Consider the following 20487-nt stretch of genomic DNA (forward strand, 5'->3'; position numbering starts at 1 on the left):
GTCCTGCCTAGCGTGGAGGGGTCCGCATGATCGGCCAGGCCCCGTGAGCGGTCCGGTCCGGCCCCCAGAGGAAGTCAAGGACATGGTGGATCATTCCGGTTGGCGCGTCGGCGTCGCTTCCGCGCCGATACATCACGGCGAAATTCTCCAGGGCGTCTTTCCGCACCAGGGTCAGCTCACCCGGGGGCTGGTCACGATGCCCTGTACCGTCCACACCACCCAGGCGTCCTTCATCCCCGCCCGGGGCGAGGAGCTGACCGTCTCGCCGCCCTGGAAGACCAAGGCGCGGCGCGCGGCGCAGCTCGCCGTCGAGGCCTGTGCCGGGCCGGGGGAGGGTCCGGTCGGCGGGCATCTCGAACTGACCGGTGACGTCCCACTGTGCCGGGGCTTCGGTTCCTCGACCAGTGACGTGCTGGCGGCGATCTGGGCCGTACAGGACGCCCTGGTGCGTCCGTTGCCGCCCGAGGCCGTCGCCCGGATCGCGGTGTGTGCCGAGACCGCCTCCGACTCCCTGATGTTCAAGGAGAGTTCGGTGCTGTTCGCGCAGCGCGAGGGCAAGGTCATCGAGGACTTCGGCTACCGGATGCCGGCCGTGCGGGTCCTCGGCTTCGGCTCCCGGCCCGAGAACGACGGCAAGGGCGTCGACACCCTGGCCTTCCCGCCGGCCCGCTACGACAGCACTGAGGCCGGGGTCTTCGCCGAGCTGCACGCGATGCTCCGCGAGGCCATCCACACCAAGGACGTGGCCCTGGTCGGCGCGGTGGCCTCGGCCAGCACCGAGATCAACCAGCGGCACCTGCCCATCCCGCGCCTCGACGGCCTGCGCGCCATCGAACGGGAGACCGGAGCCCTCGGCATCCAGGCCGCGCACAGCGGGGACATCGCCGGACTCCTCTACGACCGCGACGACCCCGAGGTCGACGCCCGCACCGAGCACGGCCGGCGACTGCTGCACAACATCGGCATCCACGAGCAGTGGATCTTCACGACGGGTGACTGACATGACCACTTCCACGATCGCGGGCGCCGCGCGGCTGCACGACTCCGTGGTGGACGCCACCGAGCTGCCCCGCATCATCCAGGTGACCGAGAACCTCTACGCCGCCGCGTTCAGCCTGATGAAGCTGCTGCCCGCGCGGTTCATCATCGACCGGGCGGAGGCCGCCGGGCAGCTGCGGCCCGGCACCCGGATCATCGAGACCTCCTCCGGCACCTTCGCGCTCGGCCTCGCGATGGTGTGCCGGCTGCGCGGCTACGACCTGACCATCGTCGGCGACTGCGCGATAGACCGGGACCTGCGCACCCGGCTGGAGATGCTGGGCGCCACCGTCGAGATCGTCGAGTACGCCGGCCAGCCCGGCGGCATCCAGGGCGCCCGGCTGGCCCGCGTCGAGGAACTGCGCCGGCTGCACCCGGACAGCTTCGTCCCGGGGCAGTACGACAACCCGGACAACCCGGGCGCCTACGCGGTGGTGGCCGGACTCATCGGGGAGACCGTCGGCTCGGTGGACTGCCTGGTCGGACCGGTCGGTTCCGGCGGCTCCACCGGAGGCCTGGCCGCCGCCCTGCGCCCCGTGGACCCCGCCCTGCACCTGGTCGGCGTGGACACGCACGGCTCGATCATCTTCGGCACCCCCGACGGACCGCGCACCCTGCGCGGCCTCGGCAGCAGCATCCACCCGGGCAACGTACGCCACGCCGCCTACGACGAGGTGCACTGGGTCACCGCGGCCGAGGCCTTCCACGCCACCCACGAACTGTTCCGCACCCACGGCCTGTTCATGGGCCCGACCAGCGGCGCCTCCTTCCAGGTCGCCTCCTGGTGGGCCGCGCGCAACCCCGACAGCAAGGTCGTCATGGTGCTGCCCGACGAGGGCTACCGCTACCAGTCGACCGTCTACAACACCGACTGGCTGCGCGAGCAGGGCATCGAACCGGCGCCCACCCCGGGCGGCCCGGTGACCGTCGCGCACCCCCTCGACGCCCCGGCCGCCTGGTCCCGCCTGGTCTGGGCGCGGCGCGGCTTCGACGACGTGATGATGCCGGAGGCGGACGCGTGAACACCCCGCTGCTGTTGTTCGTCGAGTCCAACACCACTGGTACGGGACGCCAGTTCGCGCAGCGGGCCCGTGCGCTCGGTGCCGAGCCGGTGCTGCTCGGCGCCGACCCCGGGCGCTACCCGTACGCGGCAGAGGACGAGGTGCGCGCGGTCGTCGTGGACACCGCGGACGGCGACGCGCTGTGGGCCGCCGTACAGCGGCTCGCCGCCGGAACGCGCGTCGCCGGGGTGCTGTCCAGCTCCGAGTACTACGTCGCCACCGCCGCCGAGCTGGCGGCACGGCTCGGACTGCCCGGGCCGTCCGCCGACGCGGTGCGCGCCTGCCGGGACAAGTCCGTGCAGCGCCGCACCCTGGCCGAGGCGGGCGTGCCCGTCCCCTGGTTCTCGGTGGCCGGCGAGGTCGCCGAGGCGGTCGCCGCCGCGCAGTGGCAGGGCGCCCCGGTGGTGGTCAAACCGGTGCAGGGCTCCGGCAGCCTGGGCGTACGCCTGTGCCGGGACACCGGTGAAGTCGTGTCGCACGCGAAGGAGTTGCTGGGCGTGACGGCCAACGAACGCGGGCTGAGCACGCCCGCCCGGGTCCTCGTGGAGCAGTACCTCACCGGGCCCGAGTTCTCCGTCGAGGTGTTCGGCGAGGACGCCGTGGTGACCGTCGCCAAGCACGTCGGCGCACCGCCCGTCTTCGTGGAGACCGGCCATGACGTGCCGGCCGTACTACCCGCGTCCGAGGCCGCCGCGCTGGTCGACAGCGCCGTGCACGCGGTCAAGGCACTCGGCCTCGGCTGGGGCGCCGCCCACGTCGAACTCCGGCTGGACGGCGGCGTGGCCCGCGTCATCGAGGTCAACCCGCGCCTGGCCGGCGGGATGATCCCGGAACTGGTGCGCCGCGCCCGGGGCGTCGACCTGGTCGGCGCCCAGGTACGCGCCGGACTCGGCCTGCCCGTCGACCTCACCGACACGAGCGACGCCGCCGGCGCGGCCGCCATCCGGTTCCTCACCGCCGACACCGACACCGTCCTCGGGGACACCGACGCGGCCGAGGCCGCCGCGCTCGCCGTACCCGGAGTCGTGGACGCCGCCCTCTACCGCCCGCCCGGCACCCGGGTCGGACCGGCCGAGGACTTCCGCGGCCGGCTCGGCCACGTCATCGCCGTCGCGGCCGGCCCCGGGGAGGCGGGGCGGGCGGCCGACACCGCCCGCACGCTCGGCCTGGCCACCGCCCTCGAACCCGCCTCGGCGAAGGAGACGATGCCGGTATGACGACCGCACCGCGCTCTGCCGACGCCGGGGGAGTGGACACCGGGCGGCTGCGCACCGCCCTCGACGCCCGCGCCCATCGCATCGTCTACGACCAGTACCGTACCGGCGCCGACGACCCGGTCGGGCAGGAACTGCGGCTGATCAGCGAGGTGGACCGGGCGCACCTGGTTATGCTCGTCGAGCGCGGCATCGTGGACGCCGCCCGCGCCGGAGCCCTCCTCGACGCCATCGACGCCTTGCGCGCCGACGACTTCGCGCCGGTCCGGGACCGTCCCATGCCGCGCGGACTGTATCTGGCGTACGAGGGCCGGCTGGTGGACCGCCTCGGCCAGGAGACCGGCGGGGTGCTGCACACCGGCCGTTCCCGCAACGACCTCAGCGCCACCACCGTACGGCTGCGGGTGCGCGCCCCTTATGCCCGACTGCTTTCCGAGGTAGTGGAGTTGGCCGAGGTCCTGCTCGACCGGGCCGAGCGGTACCGGGGCGTCACCATGCCCGCCTACACGCACGGCCAGCCCGCGGTGCCGATCAGCTACGGCCACTACCTGTGCGCAGTCGCCGGCGCCGTGCTGCGCTCGGCCGGGGCGCTGCTGGACGCGGGGCGGGAGATCGACGTCAACCCGCTCGGCGCCGGAGCCGTCGGCGGCACCTCCGTGCCCGTCGATCCGGGCCGCACCGGTGAGCTCCTCGGCTTCACGGAAGCGGCGCCGAACTCGGTCGACGCCGTGGCCTCCCGCGACTTCGCGCTGCGCATGCTGTCGGCCGCCGCCGTGCTCGGGGTCCTCATGGCCCGCGTCGCCCGGGACCTGACCTGGTGGACGACCGAGGAGTTCGGGCTGCTGCGGATGGCCGACGACCTGGTCGGCTCCAGCTCGATGATGCCGCAGAAGCGCAACCCCTTCCTGCTGGAGCACATCCAGGGCCGCTCCAGCGCCGCCCTGGCCGGCTTCACCGGCGCCGCCACCGCCATGTCCACCGCCGGCTACACCAACGCCATCGCCGTCGGCACCGAGGCCGTACGCCACCTGTGGCCCGGCCTGGCCGGCACCGAGGAGGCGGCGACCCTGCTGCGGCTCGTCGTCGCCGGCGCCGAACCCGACCGCGAGCGCATGCGGGCCCGTGCCCGGGACGGCTTCACCTCGGCGACCTACCTCGCCGAACGCCTCGTCGTGGACGGCATGCCCTTCCGTACCGCCCACCACCTCGTCGGCGAGACCGTCCTCGCCGCCCTGGACGGCGGCCTCCCGCTGTCCGAGGCGGCCCGCGCACAGCCCGCCGTGGCCGCCGCCGGCGCCGGATACCCCGCCGACTGGCTGGACCCGGAGACCGTCGCCGCCGCCTGCGCCCACGGCGGGGGACCCGGCGGCACCGCACCCGACGCCGCCCTGACCCGCGCACGTGCTGAACTGGCATCCGCGAAAACGGAGTTCGAGGCGCGCCGAGCACGCTGGGCCGCTGCCGCCGACCGACTGACCGACGAGGTGACCAAGGTGATGACGTACCGATGAGCACCGCCGGACCGACGAGCACCACCACCGTCCCCGCGCCACGGCCGCGCGGCGGACTGCTGCGCCGCCGCGACTTCCGGCTGCTGTGGGCCGGCGAGACGACGAGCCGGTTCGGCAGCAACATCACCGGCGTCGCCATGCCGCTGGTCGCCGTCGTCAGCCTCGACGCGAGCACCTTCTGGGTGAGCGCCCTGGCCGCCGCCGCCTGGCTGCCCTGGCTGCTGGTCGGCCTGCCCGCCGGAGCCTGGGTGGACCGGCTGCCGCGCCGCCCGCTGATGCTGGTGTGCAACCTGGGCTCGCTGGTGCTGCTGGCCAGCGTGCCGCTCGCGGCCTGGCTCGACGCCCTGACCATGACCCACCTCATGGTCGTCGCGCTGCTCACCGGCCTGGCGAACGTCTTCTTCTCCATCGCCTACCGGGTCTACCTGCCCTCCGTCGTCCCCCGCGAGGACCTCGCCGAGGCCAACGCCAAACTCCAGGGCAGCGAGTCCGCCGCCCAGCTGGCCGGGCTCGGCGGCGGCGGCATGCTGGCCGGGCTGTTCGGAGCGGTCAGCGGCCTCCTCGTCGACGCCGCGACCTTCCTGGCCTCCACCCTGTGCCTGCTCGGCATCCGCAGCACCGAACCCCGCCCCGAGGCCCCGCCCGCGCCCCGGGCCCTGCGCCAGGACATACGCGACGGCCTGCGTCACACCATGGGCGACCCGTACCTGCGGGTCCTCACCGCGTACGGCACCGTCACCAACCTGCTGCTCACCGGCTACCAGGCCCTGCTCACCGTCTTCCTGGTCCGCGACCTGGGCGTCGGCGAGGCCGCGGTGGGCTGGCTGCTGGCCGGCGCCAGCGTCGGCGGGCTGCTCGGCGCCGTCGTCGCGGGTGGACTCGCCCGCCGGTTCGGCTCCGCGCGCGGCATGCTGCTGTGCAAGTTCGCGACCGCGCCGTTCGGCCTGCTCGTCCCGCTGGCCGAACCGGGATGGCGGGTCGGCCTGCTCGCCCTCGGCGGTGCGATCCTCGCCCTCGGCGTGGTCTCCGCCAACGTCATCCAGGGCACCTTCCGCCAGCAGTACTGCCCGCCGGGGCTGCTGGGCCGGATTACGGCGAGCATGTCCGTGGCCAACTTCGGCGCGATTCCCGTCGGTTCGCTGCTCGGCGGCGTCCTCGGCAGCGCGCTCGGCGTACGCCCCGCGCTGTGGCTGCTCACCGGCGGCCTCGCGGTCAGCTCCGCGCTGCTCCTGGCCGGCCCGCTGCGCGCTCACCGCGACCTGCCCAGCGAACCGCCCGCAGAACGCGGGGAGTTGGTCACCTCCGGCGCGCGTGCCCCCGACCGGCATGCGACCGACGGCGGCTCGCGCGTCCCCGTCGACCAGGAAGGGGCCGGTGAGTGATCCCATGAGCGGTTCCCCGCCCTCCGCGAGTGCCACCCTGCCCCACGCGGTGCCGCCACCGGGACGCCTGCTGCCCCGGCCCGGCTCCCTCGACCTCTACCTGCTCAGGGTCCCCGACGTCCGCGGCACCGCCCTCGACACGGCCGTACTGGACTCCACCGAACGCCGGCGCGCCGCCGAACTCGCCCACGTCGGCGACCGGATCCGCTTCACCGCGGCCCACCTGGCGCTGCGCCGGCTGCTGGGCACCTACCTCGGCACCAGCCCCCAGGACATCCGCTACGGCCGTGAGACCTGCCCGTGCTGCGGCGGACCGCACGGCCGCCCGACCGTCCTGGGGGCCGCCCGCGAACTGCACTTCTCGCTCTCCCACCGGGGTGACCTCGTCCTCATGGGGACGGCGGTGGCCCCTATCGGTGTGGACGTGGACCTGATCGCCGACCCGGGGAGCGCCGCCGAACTCGCCGCGATGCTGCACCCGGCCGAACAGGCGGAGATCGAGGCCCTGCCACCCGTCCGCCGGCCCCGCGCGCTGGCCCGGTTGTGGACCCGGAAGGAGGCCTACCTCAAGGGGCTCGGCACCGGCCTCGGCCGCGACCCGGCGGCCGACTACGTGGGCTCGGGAGGTCCGAACGGGCCGTATCCGCCCACCGGTTGGACGCTGCTCGACATCCCGGTGGACCGCGGCTACGCGGCGGCGGTGGCCGTCCACGGAGCACTGGCGACCCCCTTGCCCCGGGTGAACCGGCTCACGGACCACGACATCCGCGACGGCCCGCCGCCCCGGCCTCCCGGAGAGCATCAGGCAGCTCCCGGATGGCACAAGGCACCTCCCGGATAACCTCAGGCATGCGCCCGGACGACTGGCAACTCACCGAAGACGTCGAGGACTTCCACGCCCGAGCGGGAGACTTCCTGCGCTCCCGCCCCGCCCTGCACAACACACCGCTGACGACCCTCCGGAGGCTGCGTGACCGGAAGGCGAACGCCGCCGTCACCGAGGTCACCGTCTTCGGCCGCCTCCAGTCGGGAGGCGAGGTCCGCGCCGCCTTCTACCGCACCCCACGCGGCGGCCTGACCCTCACCCCGCTCTCCGCCGGGCAGGCCGCCGCCCTCGCCGCCCACCTGGCGGCCCTCGGCCACTCCCTGGCCAGTGTCGTCGCCGACCACGACACCGCCACCGCCTTCGCCGAGGCGTGGCAACGGCACACCGGCGCGGCACCGGCCGTGTTCTGGCGCACCCACCTGTACCGGCTCGTCCCGCCCGAGCCGCACCCGCCGGGCCGGAGCCGGATCGCGGGCACGCCCGATCACGAGCAGGTCGTGCGCTGGTGCCGCGCGTTCTGCGTCGACGTCGCGGAGGAGGCCACCATCGCCGCCATCGACGCCGGCCACTGGGCCGACACCCGCTTCGCGGACAAGCACGTCACCTTCTGGCGGACCCCGGACGGCACTCCCGTCTCCCTGGCGGGTTCGACGACGATGCTCGCCGGCATGGTCCGGGTGGACCCCGTCTACACCCCGGCCTCCCTCCGCGGCCGCGGCTACGCGGGCGCCGTGACGGCCGAGGTGAGCGGCGCCGCGCTGGCCGCCGGCGCGACGGACGTCGTCCTGTTCGCGGACCCCGGCAACCCGACCAGCAACGCGCTCTACCAGCGCCTCGGCTACGTCCGCGTCGCGGACTTCACCGGGTACAGGTTCACCCCGGTTCCGACCGGGGACGGCATGGCGCGCTCAGACAGTTGACGAACGCCTTTACGGAACCCGAGAGTTCCTCGGCCCGGCTGACGGAGACGACGTCGGGCCCGTCCGCGCCGAGCAGGGGCCGGTAGACGAGGTCGGGCAGCGCGATGCGCTCCGTGACGGCGGGGACGACGGCCACGCCCGCGCCGGCCGCGGCGAGGGCCAGGACGCCGAGCGTGCCGCTGACGACCTGGACGCGGGCGCGGTGGCCGGTGGCGGCCGGCCCGAGCCGGGCCAGGACGGTCTCGTCCTCCTCACGCGCCGCGAAGACGATGAGGTCGCGCTCCGCCAACCGGCTCGTCGTGACCGCGCCCGCCGTGGCCAGCTCGTGGTCGTGGCGCAGGGCGACCGACAGCGTCGTACGCGCGCGCAGGGTCATCTCCAGGTCGTCCCCGGGCCGGAGACCGAGGTCGGGGCAGTAGCCGATGTCGAGTGTGCCGTCGCGGAGGGCCTGGAGCTGGGCGGTCGGGGGGAGTTCGGCCACGGTGACCTCCACCCGGGGGTGGGCCGCGCGGAACCGGTGCAGGTCGGCGGCCAGTACCCCGTGCAGCACGGCGACGCCGGAGAACCCGATGCGGACGGTGCCGATCTCGCCGGTGACGGACTGCCGGGCGACGTGCAGCGCCCGCCCGGCCTGCGCCAGGACCCGGCGGGCCTCGGGCAGCAGCAGCTCTCCGGCCTCGGTCAGCTCGACCCGCCGGCTCGTCCGGGCGAACAGGGGACCGCCCACCTCCCGCTCCAGGCCCTGCACCTGGGCACTGAGCGTCGACTGCGTGACGTGCAGCCGGGCCGCCGCCCGGCCGAAGTGACGCTCCTCGGCCACGGCCACGAAGTACCGCAGATGCCGTAGCTCCATACGCCCTCCATCGTCCAAATCGATTGATCGATGGTATCAACCCGTTTGACCGATTGCCGGTGCCATCGGATGCTGAAGGCATGGCACCGACCACCTTGCTGGACAAGCAGGACATCGCCGATCTCATGACCGGGTGGATCCACCGGGACCTCGGCGCATGGGACCGGCTGCGGGAGTTGTTCCACCCGGACGGGCGGATCGAGGTGACCTGGTTCGAGGGCCTGGCGTACGACTTCGTCGACGCGTCCGAGCGGATGGGCGCCTCCGACTTCCGCGCCAAGCACCTGATCACGTCACCCGTCGTGAGCTTCTCGGCGGACGGAACGCGCGCGGTCGCCGAGACCAACGCCGTCATCATCGGCGAGAGTGTCCGGTTGGGGCTCGGCTGCAACGGCCACAACCGGTTCATCGACCGCCTGGAGAAGCGGGACGGCACCTGGCGCATCCTCGACCGCAAGAGCGTCTACGACTTCGGCACCTTCACCTTCCCCGCCGGCGTCGTGGACGTCGACCGCGAGGCCGTCGCCCGCCACCCGCGCGAATACGCCGCCCTGGCCTACCTGCTGGAGGCGAGCGGGTTCCCCGTACGCCGTGTCTTCGCGACCAAGGGCAGCGGCCTGGAACGGGACATCAAGGAATCCGCCCTCGCCTGGCTGCACGGGAAGGCGGCGGCATGACCCGCACGACGATCACCGACGTCACGGTGTTCGACGGGGCCGGCATCCTCGACGGCACCCGGGACGTCTCCTTCGAGCAGGGCGTCATCACCGAGATCCGGTCGGCCGGCACCGCACCGGCCGCCGGCCCCACCGTCGACGGCACGGGTGCGACCCTGCTGCCAGGACTGATCGACGCACACGTGCACTTCCTGCGCCCGGACGAACTCTCCACCCTCGCCCGGTACGGCGTGACCACCGCACTCGACATGGGCACCTGGCCCCCGCCCTTCGTGTCGGCACTGCGCGCGGCCGGCACCGGCGCGGACATCCGCAGCTCCGGCGCCCCGATCGCCGGAACCGGCGGACCGCACGCCCGCATCCCGGGCTTCCCCGCCGACAGCCTGGTGACGAGCCCGGAGGAGGCCCGCCGCCGCGTGGCGGCCCGCGTCGGCGAACGCGTGGACTACATCAAGCTGATCATGGAACGCCCCGGAGCGGGCGGACCCGACCTGGACACCGCCACGGCGGCTGTCGAGGCGGCGCACGCGGCCGGACTACGGGTGGTGGCACACGCCAGTCACACCGCCGCCGTCGCGCTCGCCGTGCGGGCCGGCGCCGACGTCCTCACCCACGCCCCGCTCGACGCCGGCCTCGATGCCGGCCTGCTGCGGGCGCTCAGCGACGGCGGGCACGTCGTCGTACCGACCCTGACCATGATGCGCGGCACCGCGCGCAACCTCGGCGACCCGGCCCTCTCCTACGACCACGCACGCGACGCGGTCATCGCCCTGCACCGGGCCGGTGCCACCGTCGTCGCCGGAACCGACGCCAACGACGCCCACGGAGTCCCCGCCGCGGTGCCGCACGGCAGCAGCCTGCACGACGAGCTGGCCCTGCTCGTCGAGGCCGGACTGAGCCCCACCGAGGCGCTGCGGTCCGCGACCGGCGTGGCCGCGAGCGCCTTCGCCCTGCACGACCGCGGCGGAATCCGTCCCGGCCTGCGTGCCGACCTCCTCCTGGTCTCCGGCGCGCCGGCCCTCGACATCACCGCGACCCGCCGGATCCGAGGCGTCTGGACCACCGGCCGCCCCGTGGACCTGGGGTAACGGGACGACCGAGGGAACCGTAAGCTCAGCGGGAGTGCCGCAGCCCATGCCCGTGCGAAGGGGCCGGCCGCCGCTCAGGTGTTCGCCTGTCCGCGCATTTCGCCCGGCGGACCGGGAACCCGGGACAGAAGGACCGGGGAGGTATCCGTAGTGGGTGAGGGTTTGGGACTGGACGAAGTACTGCGGGCGGCGGAGGACGCCTCACCAAGTGAGTCCGTCGACGTGGTCGCCAGGAACCTGGAGAAGCGGTTCTCGGCGACCGAGGTGTCGTTCTGGCTCGCCGACACGCTCGGCTGGGCGGCCGTACGGCTGCCCAGGGCCGGTACGGCCGGTCAGGCGCGCGGCAAGGCCGAGACGATCGAACTGGCGGGCAGCGTGTACGACCGGGTGCTGCGCTCTCAGCGCCTCGTCCAGGAGGACGACCCGGAGGGCGGCTGCCGGATGGTCGCGCCCGTGACGAACCGCGGCGACTGCCTCGGCGTCCTGGACCTGGTGCTCCCCTACGCGGACGGCACGGTCCGCGACGCGGTGACGCAGGCGGCGCACGCGCTGGCGTACATCGTGGTGACCGACCGCCGCTTCACCGACCTCTACCACTGGGGCAGACGCACCACACCGATGAGCCTCGCCTCGGAGATCCAGCACCAGCTCCTCCCTTCCGCGCCCTGCTGCGAGGCCGCTCAGTTCACCCTGGCCGGCGGTCTGGTCCCGGCCGACGACATCGGCGGCGACACCTACGACTACGCCCTGGACCAGGACTTCCTCCACCTGTCGATCACGGACGCGATGGGGCACGACACGGCCTCCGCGCTGCTGGCCACGCTGACCGTCAACGCCCTGCGCGGCGCCCGTCGCGCCGGGCTCGGCGTCGTCGACCAGGCGTACGCCGCCCACCGGGCGATCATCGGACACGGGCGCGGTATGACCACCGGCCAGCTGCTGCGCGTCCAGCTGGACACCGGTGTCTATGAACTGGTCAACGCCGGTCACCCCTGGCCCCTGCGGCTGCGTGACGGCCGCGTGGAGGAGCCGACCCTCAAGATCAACATGCCGTTCGGGGTGCCCGCCCCGGTCCGCTACGAGGCGCAGCGGCTTCACTTGGAACCGGGCGACCGCCTGGTGCTGATCACCGACGGTATGCGCGAACGCGCCGCCGCGACCGTCGACCTGCCGGCCCTCATCCATGAGACCCGCGACGAACATCCCCGCGAAGTCGTCCGGACCTTGACGGCGGCGGTCCACTCCGCGTGCCGGGGGGTGCTGCCGGACGATGCCACGACCCTCGTACTCGACTGGCACGGCAGCCTTTCCGGGCAGCGTCGCACGAACGGCGGCTCCAACACGTGAGCCGTGCCCACCGGCGGCGGTGCCTCACAAACCGCCCTTCTCACACACCTGCCGGGCGACTTCCCGCAGTTTGACGTTGTTCTCCTGCGAGTAGCGGCGCAGCACGTCGAAGGCCTGCTCCTCGGTGAGGTGATGGCCGCCCATGAGGATGCCCATGGCCTCGCCGATCATGTGGCGGGTGGCGACGGCCTGCTCCAGCTGGGCGTGGGTACGGGCACTGGCGAAGGCGACCGCGGCGTGCGAGGCCAGCAGCCATCCGGCCGTCTCGCTGACATCGTCGAACGCTCCGGGCCGGCACGAGTAGAAGTTCAGCGCGCCGAGATCCTCGTTGTCCGTGAAGAGCAGGAAGCCCATCATGCTGCCCACGCCCAGTTCCCGGGCCCGGGGCGCGTAGGCGGGCCAGCGGGGCTCCTCCCCGGTGAGGTCGGCGATCCGGTACATCCGCTCTCCGTGCCGGGTGCGGGCCGCGTCGAAGCAGGGCCCCTCGCTCAGCCGCCCCTGCAAGTGATCACTGTCGACAGCCAGGGGGCCGGTCGGGGCCAGTGTCCGCACCTGCCCGCCCTGGATGATCAGGATGCCGGCCGCGTCACACCCCGCCACCAGCTCCGTCGCCGACGACGTGACACACGTCAGCGTGTCCTCGACCGAACCCTGTGCCAGCAGCCTGCGCGCCATGGACGCCATCTGCTGCCCGAACTCACGCCAGTCCATCAGCCACTCCGTCTCACTCCGCCTGGCTTCCGCCCCTGCCCACCCTCCCACTTCCCGGGCACGCCGTGCTTGCTGACCGGCGGACGACGATGCCGCGTCGGGGGTCTCCGGCGGCCCCATGTGCGGCAGCAGCCCGGTGCCGTCATCGGGAGGCGGAAGTCGAAGGCCGGGGAGCACCGCTGCTCCGCCGCCGGCCCGGCGATGCGCACCTTGAGAGCTGGGGTTGCCTTCGGTGAGCCGGGGCAGTCGCTCCACACCGTCGCGTCTGTCACGCGCAACGTGTCAGAGATCCGGAACGTTCCGGCGTGGCCCGGTGCAGGATGGCCCGCAGAGCCGAAGCCGGGGAAGCAGCAGGAGAAGAGGACACATGACCCGCAAGCGAGCGGACGCCCGCACCCGGCACCCCCGGCACGAACGCAGAGGGGAGGCCAGGCTGCCCGCGGTGCTCGCGACGCTCGCGGCCATCGTCCTCTACCTCGCCCTGCCGCAGCGGCTTCTGCTCGCCCCGCGGTACGTGCTGCCGGCGCTGGAGTTCCTCCTCCTCGTACCCCTCGTGGCGATCAACCCCAAGCGGCTGACCCGCCAGACGAAGACGTTCCGCGCGCTGTCCCTGACCCTGGTCGCCGTCATCGCGGCGAGCAATCTCGTCGCGCTCGGCCTGCTGATCCACGAACTCGTCTACGCGGGCGTGAAGGACGGCCGCGGGCTGCTCGTCGCGGCGTTGCAGGTCTGGCTCACCAACATCATCGTCTTCGGGCTGGCCTACTGGGAACTGGACCGGGGCGGACCGGTCAGCCGCACCCAGGTACCCCGCGGCGAACTGCCCCTGGCCGACTTCCGCTTCTCGCAGGACGAGAACGACGACGCCGTCGAGGAGGTCGCCGACGGCGCCAGCCGCTCCTCGGACTGGGTGCCCACCCTGACGGACTACCTGTACGTGTCCGTCACCAACTCCACGGCCTTCAGCCCGACCGACACCATGCCGCTGTCCACCCGCGCCAAGCTCATGATGAGCGTCCAGAGCGTCTCCGCGCTGCTCACCTCCCTCCTGGTCATCGCCCGGGCCGTCAGCATCCTCCACTGACCGCCACCGCCCGGGCGGTGAGGCCGGCCCTCGTTGGCCCGACATCCCAACCCCGGCCCCTCCTTTCGGACGAGGCCACCACCTGCCGGCCCGACGCCCGCGTCAGGATCGGGGGAGTGACCCGTACCGAGCGGAAGGCCGAGAACCGTGGGTGAGTCGCACCGACACCGTCGCCCGATGCTGGGGGTGCTGGGCGGTATGGGGCCGCTGGCCACAGCCGACTTCTACCGCAGGCTGGTGGAACGCACCCCGGCCGAGGACGACCAGGCGCATCTGCCCGTCCTCATGTGGGCCGATCCCGCGGTCCCCGACCGCACCGCGGCGCTGCTCGGGCACGGGCCCTCCCCGTTGCCGTCCCTGGTGGAGGGGGCGCGCCGGCTGCGGCGGGCCGGGGCCACGTGTCTCGCCGTACCGTGCAACACCGCGCACGCCTACCTCGGGCAGGTGTCCAGGGTGACCGGTATCGAGGTGCTCGACATGGTCGACGCGGCGCTGCGGGCCGCCGTACGCGCCGCACCCGGTGTGCGGCGGGTGGGAGTCCTCGCCACCCGGGGGACCCGCCGGGCCGGGCTGTACGAGCGGGCCGCCGCACGGCTCGGGGTGGAGGTGGTCCATGTTCCGGAGCGGGTGCAGGAGGAGTGTGTGGACGCCGCCGTCCGGGCGGTCAAGGGAGGCTCGGACCGGCGGCGGGCCGAGGCGTGGGTCGGTACGGCCGCCGAGGCGCTCGGCGGACTCGGCGCGCAGGTGGCCGTCGCCGCGTGCACCGAGATCCCCCTGGTCGCCGGGGTGGCCGCGCGGGTGCTTCCGCTGGTCGACTCGACCGACGCCCTCGCCGACGCGGCCGTGGCCCGGCTGTGGCGGCCGCCGGCGCGTGAGGTTCGTCCCCCGGGACGAGAACGGGCGCGTACGCTCGTACCGACGGACGGACGCGCGGGGCCGCACCAGCCCTAACCTGCGGAGATGATCAGGCATATGTCGACGCACCCCGCCCGGAGCCTGAGCCGGGTGCTCGACGATCTCGGACCGACCCTTCTCGACCTGCTCCACGGCGACCCGGAGCGGGCGGGCGAGCTGGGCGGCGTCGGCATCCACGACCCGTACGACGAACAGCACTACCCGCAACACGCCGTCGTGCTCGGGGTCGGCGTGCACGGAGGCGAGCAGATCGCCGCGCTGCTGCGGAACCTCGCCGGTCACGGAGCCGCCGCCCTCGTGGTGCGCGACCCCGCCGACGAGGGCGCCGACCTGGAAGCGGTCGTGGCCGAGACCGGCGTCGCCCTGCTCGCGCTGACCCGGGGAGCGTCCTGGGCGCAGCTCGCGGCGATGCTGCGCACCCTGCTCGCCGAGGGCGACGTCGGCGAACAGCGGGACCAGACGCTCGGCGGGGTGCCGTCCGGTGATCTCTTCGCCCTGGCCAACGCGATCGCGACCCTGCTGGACGCCCCGGTCACCATCGAGGACCGCCGCTACCGCATCCTGGCCTTCTCCGGCCGCCAGGACGAGGCGGACGCCGCGCGGGTGGCGAGCATCCTCGCCCGCCGCGTCCCCGAACGCTATCTGCGCATCCACGAGGAGCACGGCGTCCTGAAGGAGCTGTACCGCACCGACGGGCCCGTGCACATTCCGCCGCCGGCCCTGGGAGACGAGGTGGCGCTGCCCCGGGCGGCCATCGCGGTGCGCGCCGGCGACGAGATCCTCGGCTCCGTCTGGGCCGCGCTGCGCAAGCCGCTGACTCCCGAGCGGGAACGGGCGTTCCGGGAGGCGGCGAAACTCGTGGCCCTGCACATGCTGCGCTTCCGGGCCGGCTCGGACGCCGAGAACCGGCTGCGGGCGGACCTCGTGACCACCGCGCTGGAGGGCGGGGCCGGCGCGGTCGAGGCGCTGGCCCGGCTGGGCCTGGAGCGGGACCCCCTGCTGGTCATGGCGATGGGGCTCACCCCCGCCCGCGACGCCGAGCACATGGATCACGCGGACCACGCGGACGTCACCGCGGAGCGGCAACGACTGGCGAGCGCGCTGGCGGTGCACCTCACCGCCGTCCGGCCGCGCAGCGCGGTGGCGCTGGTGGGCGACGTGACGTACGCCCTCTTCCCGGTCCCGGAGGACTCCGGCCCCGCGCGCGAGCGAGCGGTGAAGGTGGCGGCCAACTTCCTGGAGCGCACCGGCGACAGGACCCGTGCCGTGATCGGCATCGGCTCGGTGGCGGCGGAGCCGGCGGGACTCGCACGGTCGCGGGTCAACGCCGACCGGGCCCTGCGGGTGGTGTTCAGCGGCCGTACCGGCCGGCGGGTGGCCCCGATCGCCGACGTCCACGTCGACGCCCTGCTGATGGAGATGCGGGACCTCGCGGTGGCCCGCCGGGACGAGGTGTCGGGGCCGATCGCCCGGCTGGTGGCCTACGACGCCCGGCACAACGCCCATCTCGTGGAGACGCTGCGGGCGTGGCTGGACGCGTTCGGGGACGTCATCGCCGCCTCGGCAAGCCTGTTCGTCCACCCCAACACCTTCCGTTACCGGATCCGCCGGGTGGCCGAGGTGGGCGAACTGGACCTGCGGGACCCGTCCGCCCGGTTCGGGGCGATGCTGCAACTGCGCCTGATGGGCCTGTACGACGAAGACGGCAGCGGTGGCGGTGGCGGTGGCGGTCGTGAGGCCCACTCGCGCCAGGGGCCCGCCGGGGGGCCGGACCGCTGACCGCACGTCGACCGAGCGGTCAGAGACGCACGCCGGGCGGCACGGCGAGGTCGGCGTGGGTGTCGTGGAAGGCGTTCGCCTCCTCGATCGTCCGCACCCAGTCGTAGAACAACTCCTTGGCGGACAGCGTCTCGATGCCCTCGCCGGCCAGCCGCCGCAGCCCGCGCTCATGGGCCGGGCCGGGGGAGTAGACGGCGTCGTCCACGACGGCGACGCGCCGGCCGGACTGGTGCAGCCGGATCGCCGAGTGGGCGACGCAGATGTCCGTCTCGATGCCGGTGAGCACCATCGTGGACCGGTCCGTCGCCTCGATCGCGGCGGCGATGCCGGGGTTGTCCCACACGGCGAAGGCGTTCTTCGGCAGGGTGACCGCCGTGGCCGGCAGCGCGTCCCGGATCTCGGGCACGGTGTGGCCGCTGCCCGCCGGGTCCTCCTCCGTCACCACCACCGGTATGCCCAGCCGGTCGGCCAGCGCGGTGATCCAGACGATGCGCCGCACCATGTCGTGGAACCGCTGCCGGTCCACGTCGAGCCGGCCGGGCGGATAGAAGTCGCTCTGCACGTCGATGATCACCAAAGCGCAGTCGTCGCGGTCGATCAGGGGCACGGTCGTCTCCTCGTCCGTCAGGGTGCGGCCACCCTAGGAAGGCGGCGGACCACCGCGGTCGTCCCACCGGCCAAGCCCGGACCGGGTTCTTCGTACGCCCGCACCAAGCTGTCCGGCGCCCTCCATGCCACGCTGGCGACGCGCTGTCCGATGCGCGCATCCCGACGGCCCCACCCGCGCCGACCCGAACCCACCGGAGGACCCCGTGCAGGTCGACACCGGCCACTGGCACCAGCGCCTGACCGAGCTGGCGTCCGACTGCGGCGTACCCGGCGCGAGCCTGGCCTTCTGGTACGACGGCGAGGTGCACGCCTGCGCGACCGGTGTGCTCAACACGGCCACCGGCGCCCCGGTACGGACCGACTCGCTGTTCCAGATCGGCTCGGTCACCAAGGTGTGGACGGCCACCCAGCTCATGCTCCTGGTGGAACGGGGGAGCCTCACCCTCGACACCCCCGTCGCCGGCCTGCTGCCCGGCTTCCAAGTCGGGGACGAGCGGGCGACGGCGACGATCACCCCGCGCCACCTGCTCACCCACACGTCCGGCATCGACGGCGACCTCTTCCTCGACACCGGCCGCGGCGACGACTGCCTCGGCCGGTACGTCGAGGCGTGCGCCGGCCTCGAACAGACCTTCCCGGTGGGGGACTCCCACTCCTACTGCAACTCCGGCTTCGTCATCGCGGGCCGGCTGGTCGAGCACCTCACCGGGGAGGTCTGGGACCGCGCCCTGCGCGAGCAGATCTGCGAGCCGCTGGGGCTCACCCACACCTGGACGCTGCCCGAGGACGTGCTCAGGTTCGGCGCCGCCATGGGACACGTCGAGCACGGCGCGCCGGCACCCGCCTGGGGGCTGCCGCGGTCCGTCGGCCCGGCCGGGCTCATCTGCTCGACCGCCGCCGACGTCGTCGCCTTCGGCCGTGCCCTTCTGACGCCCGGTGTCCTGCTCGCCGACCCCGCGCTCATGCGGCAGGCACAGGTCGACCTGCCCAACCCCCATACGGGCGGGCGTCAGTGGGGCATCGGCTGGAGCCTGGACGAGTGGGACGGCCGGCAGGTGATCTCGCACACCGGGGACACCATCGGCCAGCACGCCGCCCTGTGGGCGCTGCCCGGCACCGGCACCGTCATCGCCGTCCTGGTCAACGGCGGACACGCCCCCGACTTCCAGCACCGGCTGGTGAGCGAACTCCTCGGCGCCCTGCACGAGGTGCGGGTGCCCGCACCACTCGCGCCACCGGCCCACCCCGTCCAGGTGGATACCGAGCCCTGCACCGGTGTCTACGAACGGGCCGGCAGCCGTATCCACGTCACCGCCGAGAACGGCCGGCTGCGGATGCGCACCGAACCCACCGGCATCCTCGTCGGCCTCGCCCGGCCCCGGAGCCTCGACCTGGTCCCCCTCGACCCGCACACCTTCGTCGGCCGCGAGGACGGCGACCCCACCTGGGACGCCGTGGTGTTCGAGCACCGGCCGGGCGGCCCCTCCTACCTGCACTACAGCGGACGCGCCACCCCCAGGACCGGCTGACCCCCGCCGCACACGACACGAACCTCACGAGCGCCACGACCCTCCGACCGTCCGACCGTCACGAACGGAGCCCCCGATGACACCTGCCCGCGCCGTCGACGAGGCGGCCGCCGCTCTCCGGGCGGTCTTCGACGCCGCCGGGGTGGCGGGCTTCCTGCACGCCCGGGACATCGACACGGGGCGCGAGGTCGGCTTCCGGCCCGACGAGCCGGTGATCGTCGCGTCGATCCGCAAGCTCCCCGTGGCCGTCGCCTACGCCCGGCAGGCGGCGAGCGGCGCCCTGGACCGGGCGGCGCGGCACACCGTCACCGCCGCGAACCGCGAGGGCGGCGGCATCGGCACCGACAGCTTCCTGCACGACGTCACCCTGAGCACCCGCGACCTGGCGTTCTTCATGCTCTCCCTGAGCGACAACGCCGCCACCGACAAGCTCATGGAGATCCTCGGCACCGACCTGGTGCGCACCGTGGCGCGGGAACTCGGCTGCCCGCGCGTCCCCGTGGGCCGCTACCGCGACCTGTGGGACCCCGTCTGGGAGGAACTCGGCCTGGACCTGGACGGGGACCTGGACGCCCAACTCGACGCCGTCGACGAGGACCGCATCCGGAACCTCGCCATGCTCGACCCGGCCCGCTCCGCCTCCAGCACCCCACGCGAGATCACCACCGCGCTCACCGCGATCTGGCAGGACCGCGCCGGGCCCGCCGAAGCGTGTGCCGAGGTACGTGACTTGATGGGGCATCAGCTGTCCCAGCACCGCCTGGTGAGCGGCTTCGGCGACGAGGTGCGCGTCGCGGCGAAGAACGGCGCCCTGTGGGGAGTCCGCAACGAGGCCGCCGTGGTCGAGTATCCCGACGGAGGGCGCTACGCGGTCGCCGTCTTCCTGCGCACCCGCACCCTCACCGGCCGTGACCCGGCCGCCGACGACGCGATCGGCCGCGCGGCCCGCACCGCCGTCGACCGGTTGCGCCGCGTCCCGGTCCAGCCCGCCGCAGCACGCCAGGAGACCTCCGCATGACCCTCGACACGACCGACGGTGTCCGCGCCGCCCTCTCGTCCCAGTTCGCCGAGGCCCGCGTCGAGGGCTTCGTGCACGCCCGGGACCTCGACTCCGGGGCGGAGTTCGGGTACGGCGCCGACGAACGCGTGGTGCTGGCCTCCGTGTTCAAGATCCCGATCGCGCTCGCCTACGCCCGGCAGGCGGCGGCCGGACACCTCGATCCGGCCGGGCGCTACACGGTGACGGCCGCGTACCGCTCGGGTGGCAGCGCCACCGCCGGATGCCTGGACGACGTCGAGATCAGCGCCCGCGACCTCGCCTTCCTGATGATGACGATCAGCGACAACGCCGCCACCGACCTGCTGCTGCACGTCGTCGGCCTCGACCGGGTCCGCGCCACCCTGGACGAACTCGGCCTCCGGGACTTCGGTGTCTCCTCCTGCGCCGCGCTGGACGACGACATCCGCCGCGAACTCGGCCTCGCCGCCGACCGGCCCCTTGACGACCAGCTCGCCGGCATCGCCCCCGAACGCCTGATGGCGCTGAGCGTCAACGACCCGGAACGCAGCCCGTCGAGCACACCCCGCGACGTGACCCGGCTGCTCGCCGCCGTCTGGCGTGACGAGGCCGACTCCGCGCGGGCGTGCGCCGAGGTCCGTGCCCTCATGCGGCAGCAGGTGTGGCAGCACCGGCTCGTCTCCGGTTTCCCGGAGGACGGCGTGCGCGTCGCCGGGAAGACGGGCACGGACTTCGCCGTCCGCAACGAGGCGGGGGTGGTCGAGTACCCCGACGGCGGGCGGTACGCCGTCGGTGTCTTCCTGCGCACCGGCTCCCCGGACACCCGGCAGCCACTCGCCGACCGCGCGATCGGCCGGGCCGCCCGCACCGCCGTGGACCACCTGCGCGCCCGCCTCTGACCCGTCCCCTCTTTCGACGCCCCGGC

Annotated in this window: 19 protein-coding genes; 16 read left to right on the top strand and 3 right to left on the bottom strand. The window is 73.7% G+C overall.

The features are described 5' to 3' along the window. Positions 1-196: 196 nt before the first annotated feature. From NX794_RS19780 to NX794_RS19810, 7 genes are read left to right on the top strand one after another with little or no spacing between them, the layout of a single operon-like run. Entirely contained in the window at positions 197-1000 is an 804-nt protein-coding gene (locus NX794_RS19780) for a GHMP family kinase ATP-binding protein (protein ID WP_258779914.1), read from the top strand. Position 1001: 1 nt separating this feature from the next. After that, entirely contained in the window at positions 1002-2060 is a 1059-nt protein-coding gene (locus NX794_RS19785) for a PLP-dependent cysteine synthase family protein (RefSeq protein ID WP_258779915.1), read from the top strand. Further along, positions 2057-3316: an ATP-grasp domain-containing protein gene (locus NX794_RS19790; RefSeq protein WP_258779916.1), complete on the top strand. Its 1260-nt coding sequence runs from the start codon at positions 2057-2059 to the stop codon at positions 3314-3316. Before NX794_RS19785 ends, NX794_RS19790 begins: the two co-directional genes overlap by 4 nt. Further along, complete coding sequence (gene argH, locus NX794_RS19795; protein ID WP_258779917.1) at positions 3313-4824, top strand: argininosuccinate lyase; 1512 nt, start codon at positions 3313-3315, stop codon at positions 4822-4824. Before NX794_RS19790 ends, argH begins: the two co-directional genes overlap by 4 nt. Then, a complete protein-coding gene (locus NX794_RS19800; RefSeq protein WP_258779918.1) occupies positions 4821-6206 on the top strand; it encodes an MFS transporter in 1386 nt (461 codons plus the stop codon). Before argH ends, NX794_RS19800 begins: the two co-directional genes overlap by 4 nt. After that, positions 6199-7047 (top strand): 4'-phosphopantetheinyl transferase family protein, encoded by an 849-nt coding sequence (locus NX794_RS19805; RefSeq protein WP_258779919.1) that lies wholly within the window; start codon positions 6199-6201, stop codon positions 7045-7047. Before NX794_RS19800 ends, NX794_RS19805 begins: the two co-directional genes overlap by 8 nt. A gap of 8 nt (positions 7048-7055) precedes the next feature. Further along, positions 7056-7952, top strand: a complete 897-nt coding sequence (locus tag NX794_RS19810) for a GNAT family N-acetyltransferase (RefSeq protein ID WP_258779920.1) — start codon at positions 7056-7058, stop codon at positions 7950-7952. Here the strand turns inward: NX794_RS19810 and NX794_RS19815 are convergent. Then, positions 7906-8805: a LysR family transcriptional regulator gene (locus NX794_RS19815; RefSeq protein ID WP_309506007.1), complete on the bottom strand. Its 900-nt coding sequence runs from the start codon at positions 8803-8805 to the stop codon at positions 7906-7908. The two genes, NX794_RS19810 and NX794_RS19815, sit on opposite strands and share 47 nt — an antisense overlap. An 80-nt stretch (positions 8806-8885) precedes the next feature. Between NX794_RS19815 and NX794_RS19825 the strand changes: the two genes are divergently transcribed. The 3 genes from NX794_RS19825 to NX794_RS19835 all read left to right on the top strand — a co-directional run bounded on the left by NX794_RS19825 (position 8886) and on the right by NX794_RS19835 (position 11917). After that, the gene (locus NX794_RS19825) at positions 8886-9482 is read left to right on the top strand and encodes a nuclear transport factor 2 family protein (protein WP_258779921.1); all 597 of its coding nucleotides are present in this window, start codon (positions 8886-8888) and stop codon (positions 9480-9482) included. After that, positions 9479-10570 carry an amidohydrolase family protein gene (locus NX794_RS19830; protein ID WP_258779922.1) on the top strand — a complete coding sequence of 364 codons (1092 nt, stop codon included), beginning with the start codon at positions 9479-9481 and terminating at the stop codon, positions 10568-10570. Before NX794_RS19825 ends, NX794_RS19830 begins: the two co-directional genes overlap by 4 nt. Positions 10571-10732: 162 nt before the next feature. After that, positions 10733-11917 (top strand): PP2C family protein-serine/threonine phosphatase, encoded by a 1185-nt coding sequence (locus NX794_RS19835; protein WP_258779923.1) that lies wholly within the window; start codon positions 10733-10735, stop codon positions 11915-11917. A gap of 24 nt (positions 11918-11941) precedes the next feature. Here the strand turns inward: NX794_RS19835 and NX794_RS19840 are convergent, their stop codons facing one another. After that, the gene (locus tag NX794_RS19840; RefSeq protein WP_258779924.1) at positions 11942-12628 is read right to left on the bottom strand and encodes a GAF and ANTAR domain-containing protein; all 687 of its coding nucleotides are present in this window, start codon (positions 12626-12628) and stop codon (positions 11942-11944) included. Positions 12629-12995: 367 nt separating this feature from the next. Here NX794_RS19840 and NX794_RS19845 point away from each other — a divergent pair, with 367 nt between their 5' ends. The 3 genes from NX794_RS19845 (at position 12996) to NX794_RS19855 (ending at position 16406) form a co-directional block, all read left to right on the top strand. Next, positions 12996-13712, top strand: coding sequence for a hypothetical protein (locus NX794_RS19845; protein WP_258779925.1), 717 nt, complete (start codon positions 12996-12998; stop codon positions 13710-13712). 177 nt (positions 13713-13889) lie between these two features. Beyond that, positions 13890-14663 carry a cysteate racemase gene (gene cuyB, locus NX794_RS19850; RefSeq protein ID WP_258779926.1) on the top strand — a complete coding sequence of 258 codons (774 nt, stop codon included), beginning with the start codon at positions 13890-13892 and terminating at the stop codon, positions 14661-14663. A gap of 21 nt (positions 14664-14684) precedes the next feature. After that, complete coding sequence (locus tag NX794_RS19855; RefSeq protein ID WP_258779927.1) at positions 14685-16406, top strand: PucR family transcriptional regulator; 1722 nt, start codon at positions 14685-14687, stop codon at positions 16404-16406. Between the two features lie 19 nt (positions 16407-16425). Here NX794_RS19855 and NX794_RS19860 read toward each other — a convergent pair whose 3' ends face one another. Continuing rightward, positions 16426-17013, bottom strand: coding sequence for an isochorismatase family protein (locus NX794_RS19860; protein WP_258779928.1), 588 nt, complete (start codon positions 17011-17013; stop codon positions 16426-16428). Positions 17014-17218: 205 nt separating this feature from the next. On the opposite strand from NX794_RS19860, the gene NX794_RS19865 reads away from it, so the two are divergent. From NX794_RS19865 to NX794_RS19875, 3 genes are all read left to right on the top strand, one after another. Next, complete coding sequence (locus tag NX794_RS19865; RefSeq protein ID WP_258779929.1) at positions 17219-18544, top strand: serine hydrolase domain-containing protein; 1326 nt, start codon at positions 17219-17221, stop codon at positions 18542-18544. 76 nt (positions 18545-18620) lie between these two features. Further along, positions 18621-19562 (top strand): serine hydrolase, encoded by a 942-nt coding sequence (locus NX794_RS19870; protein WP_258779930.1) that lies wholly within the window; start codon positions 18621-18623, stop codon positions 19560-19562. After that, positions 19559-20461 (top strand): serine hydrolase, encoded by a 903-nt coding sequence (locus NX794_RS19875; RefSeq protein ID WP_258779931.1) that lies wholly within the window; start codon positions 19559-19561, stop codon positions 20459-20461. Before NX794_RS19870 ends, NX794_RS19875 begins: the two co-directional genes overlap by 4 nt. The last annotated feature ends 26 nt before the right edge of the window (positions 20462-20487 follow it).

This window comes from Streptomyces pyxinicus (genome assembly GCF_024753135.1).
Taxonomy (GTDB): domain Bacteria; phylum Actinomycetota; class Actinomycetes; order Streptomycetales; family Streptomycetaceae; genus Streptomyces; species Streptomyces pyxinicus.

Excerpts from the sequence above, each read along its gene's own strand:
- NX794_RS19780 (WP_258779914.1), top strand. The coding sequence starts at position 197 with ATGCCCTGTACCGTCCACACCACCCAGGCGTCCTTCATCCCCGCCCGG.
- NX794_RS19785 (WP_258779915.1), top strand. The coding sequence starts at position 1,002 with ATGACCACTTCCACGATCGCGGGCGCCGCGCGGCTGCACGACTCCGTG.
- argH (WP_258779917.1), top strand. The coding sequence starts at position 3,313 with ATGACGACCGCACCGCGCTCTGCCGACGCCGGGGGAGTGGACACCGGG.
- NX794_RS19800 (WP_258779918.1), top strand. The coding sequence starts at position 4,821 with ATGAGCACCGCCGGACCGACGAGCACCACCACCGTCCCCGCGCCACGG.
- NX794_RS19810 (WP_258779920.1), top strand. The coding sequence starts at position 7,056 with ATGCGCCCGGACGACTGGCAACTCACCGAAGACGTCGAGGACTTCCAC.
- NX794_RS19815 (WP_309506007.1), bottom strand. The coding sequence starts at position 8,805 with ATGGAGCTACGGCATCTGCGGTACTTCGTGGCCGTGGCCGAGGAGCGT.
- NX794_RS19825 (WP_258779921.1), top strand. The coding sequence starts at position 8,886 with ATGGCACCGACCACCTTGCTGGACAAGCAGGACATCGCCGATCTCATG.
- NX794_RS19830 (WP_258779922.1), top strand. The coding sequence starts at position 9,479 with ATGACCCGCACGACGATCACCGACGTCACGGTGTTCGACGGGGCCGGC.
- NX794_RS19840 (WP_258779924.1), bottom strand. The coding sequence starts at position 12,628 with ATGGACTGGCGTGAGTTCGGGCAGCAGATGGCGTCCATGGCGCGCAGG.
- NX794_RS19845 (WP_258779925.1), top strand. The coding sequence starts at position 12,996 with ATGACCCGCAAGCGAGCGGACGCCCGCACCCGGCACCCCCGGCACGAA.
- cuyB (WP_258779926.1), top strand. The coding sequence starts at position 13,890 with ATGCTGGGGGTGCTGGGCGGTATGGGGCCGCTGGCCACAGCCGACTTC.
- NX794_RS19855 (WP_258779927.1), top strand. The coding sequence starts at position 14,685 with ATGTCGACGCACCCCGCCCGGAGCCTGAGCCGGGTGCTCGACGATCTC.
- NX794_RS19870 (WP_258779930.1), top strand. The coding sequence starts at position 18,621 with ATGACACCTGCCCGCGCCGTCGACGAGGCGGCCGCCGCTCTCCGGGCG.
- NX794_RS19875 (WP_258779931.1), top strand. The coding sequence starts at position 19,559 with ATGACCCTCGACACGACCGACGGTGTCCGCGCCGCCCTCTCGTCCCAG.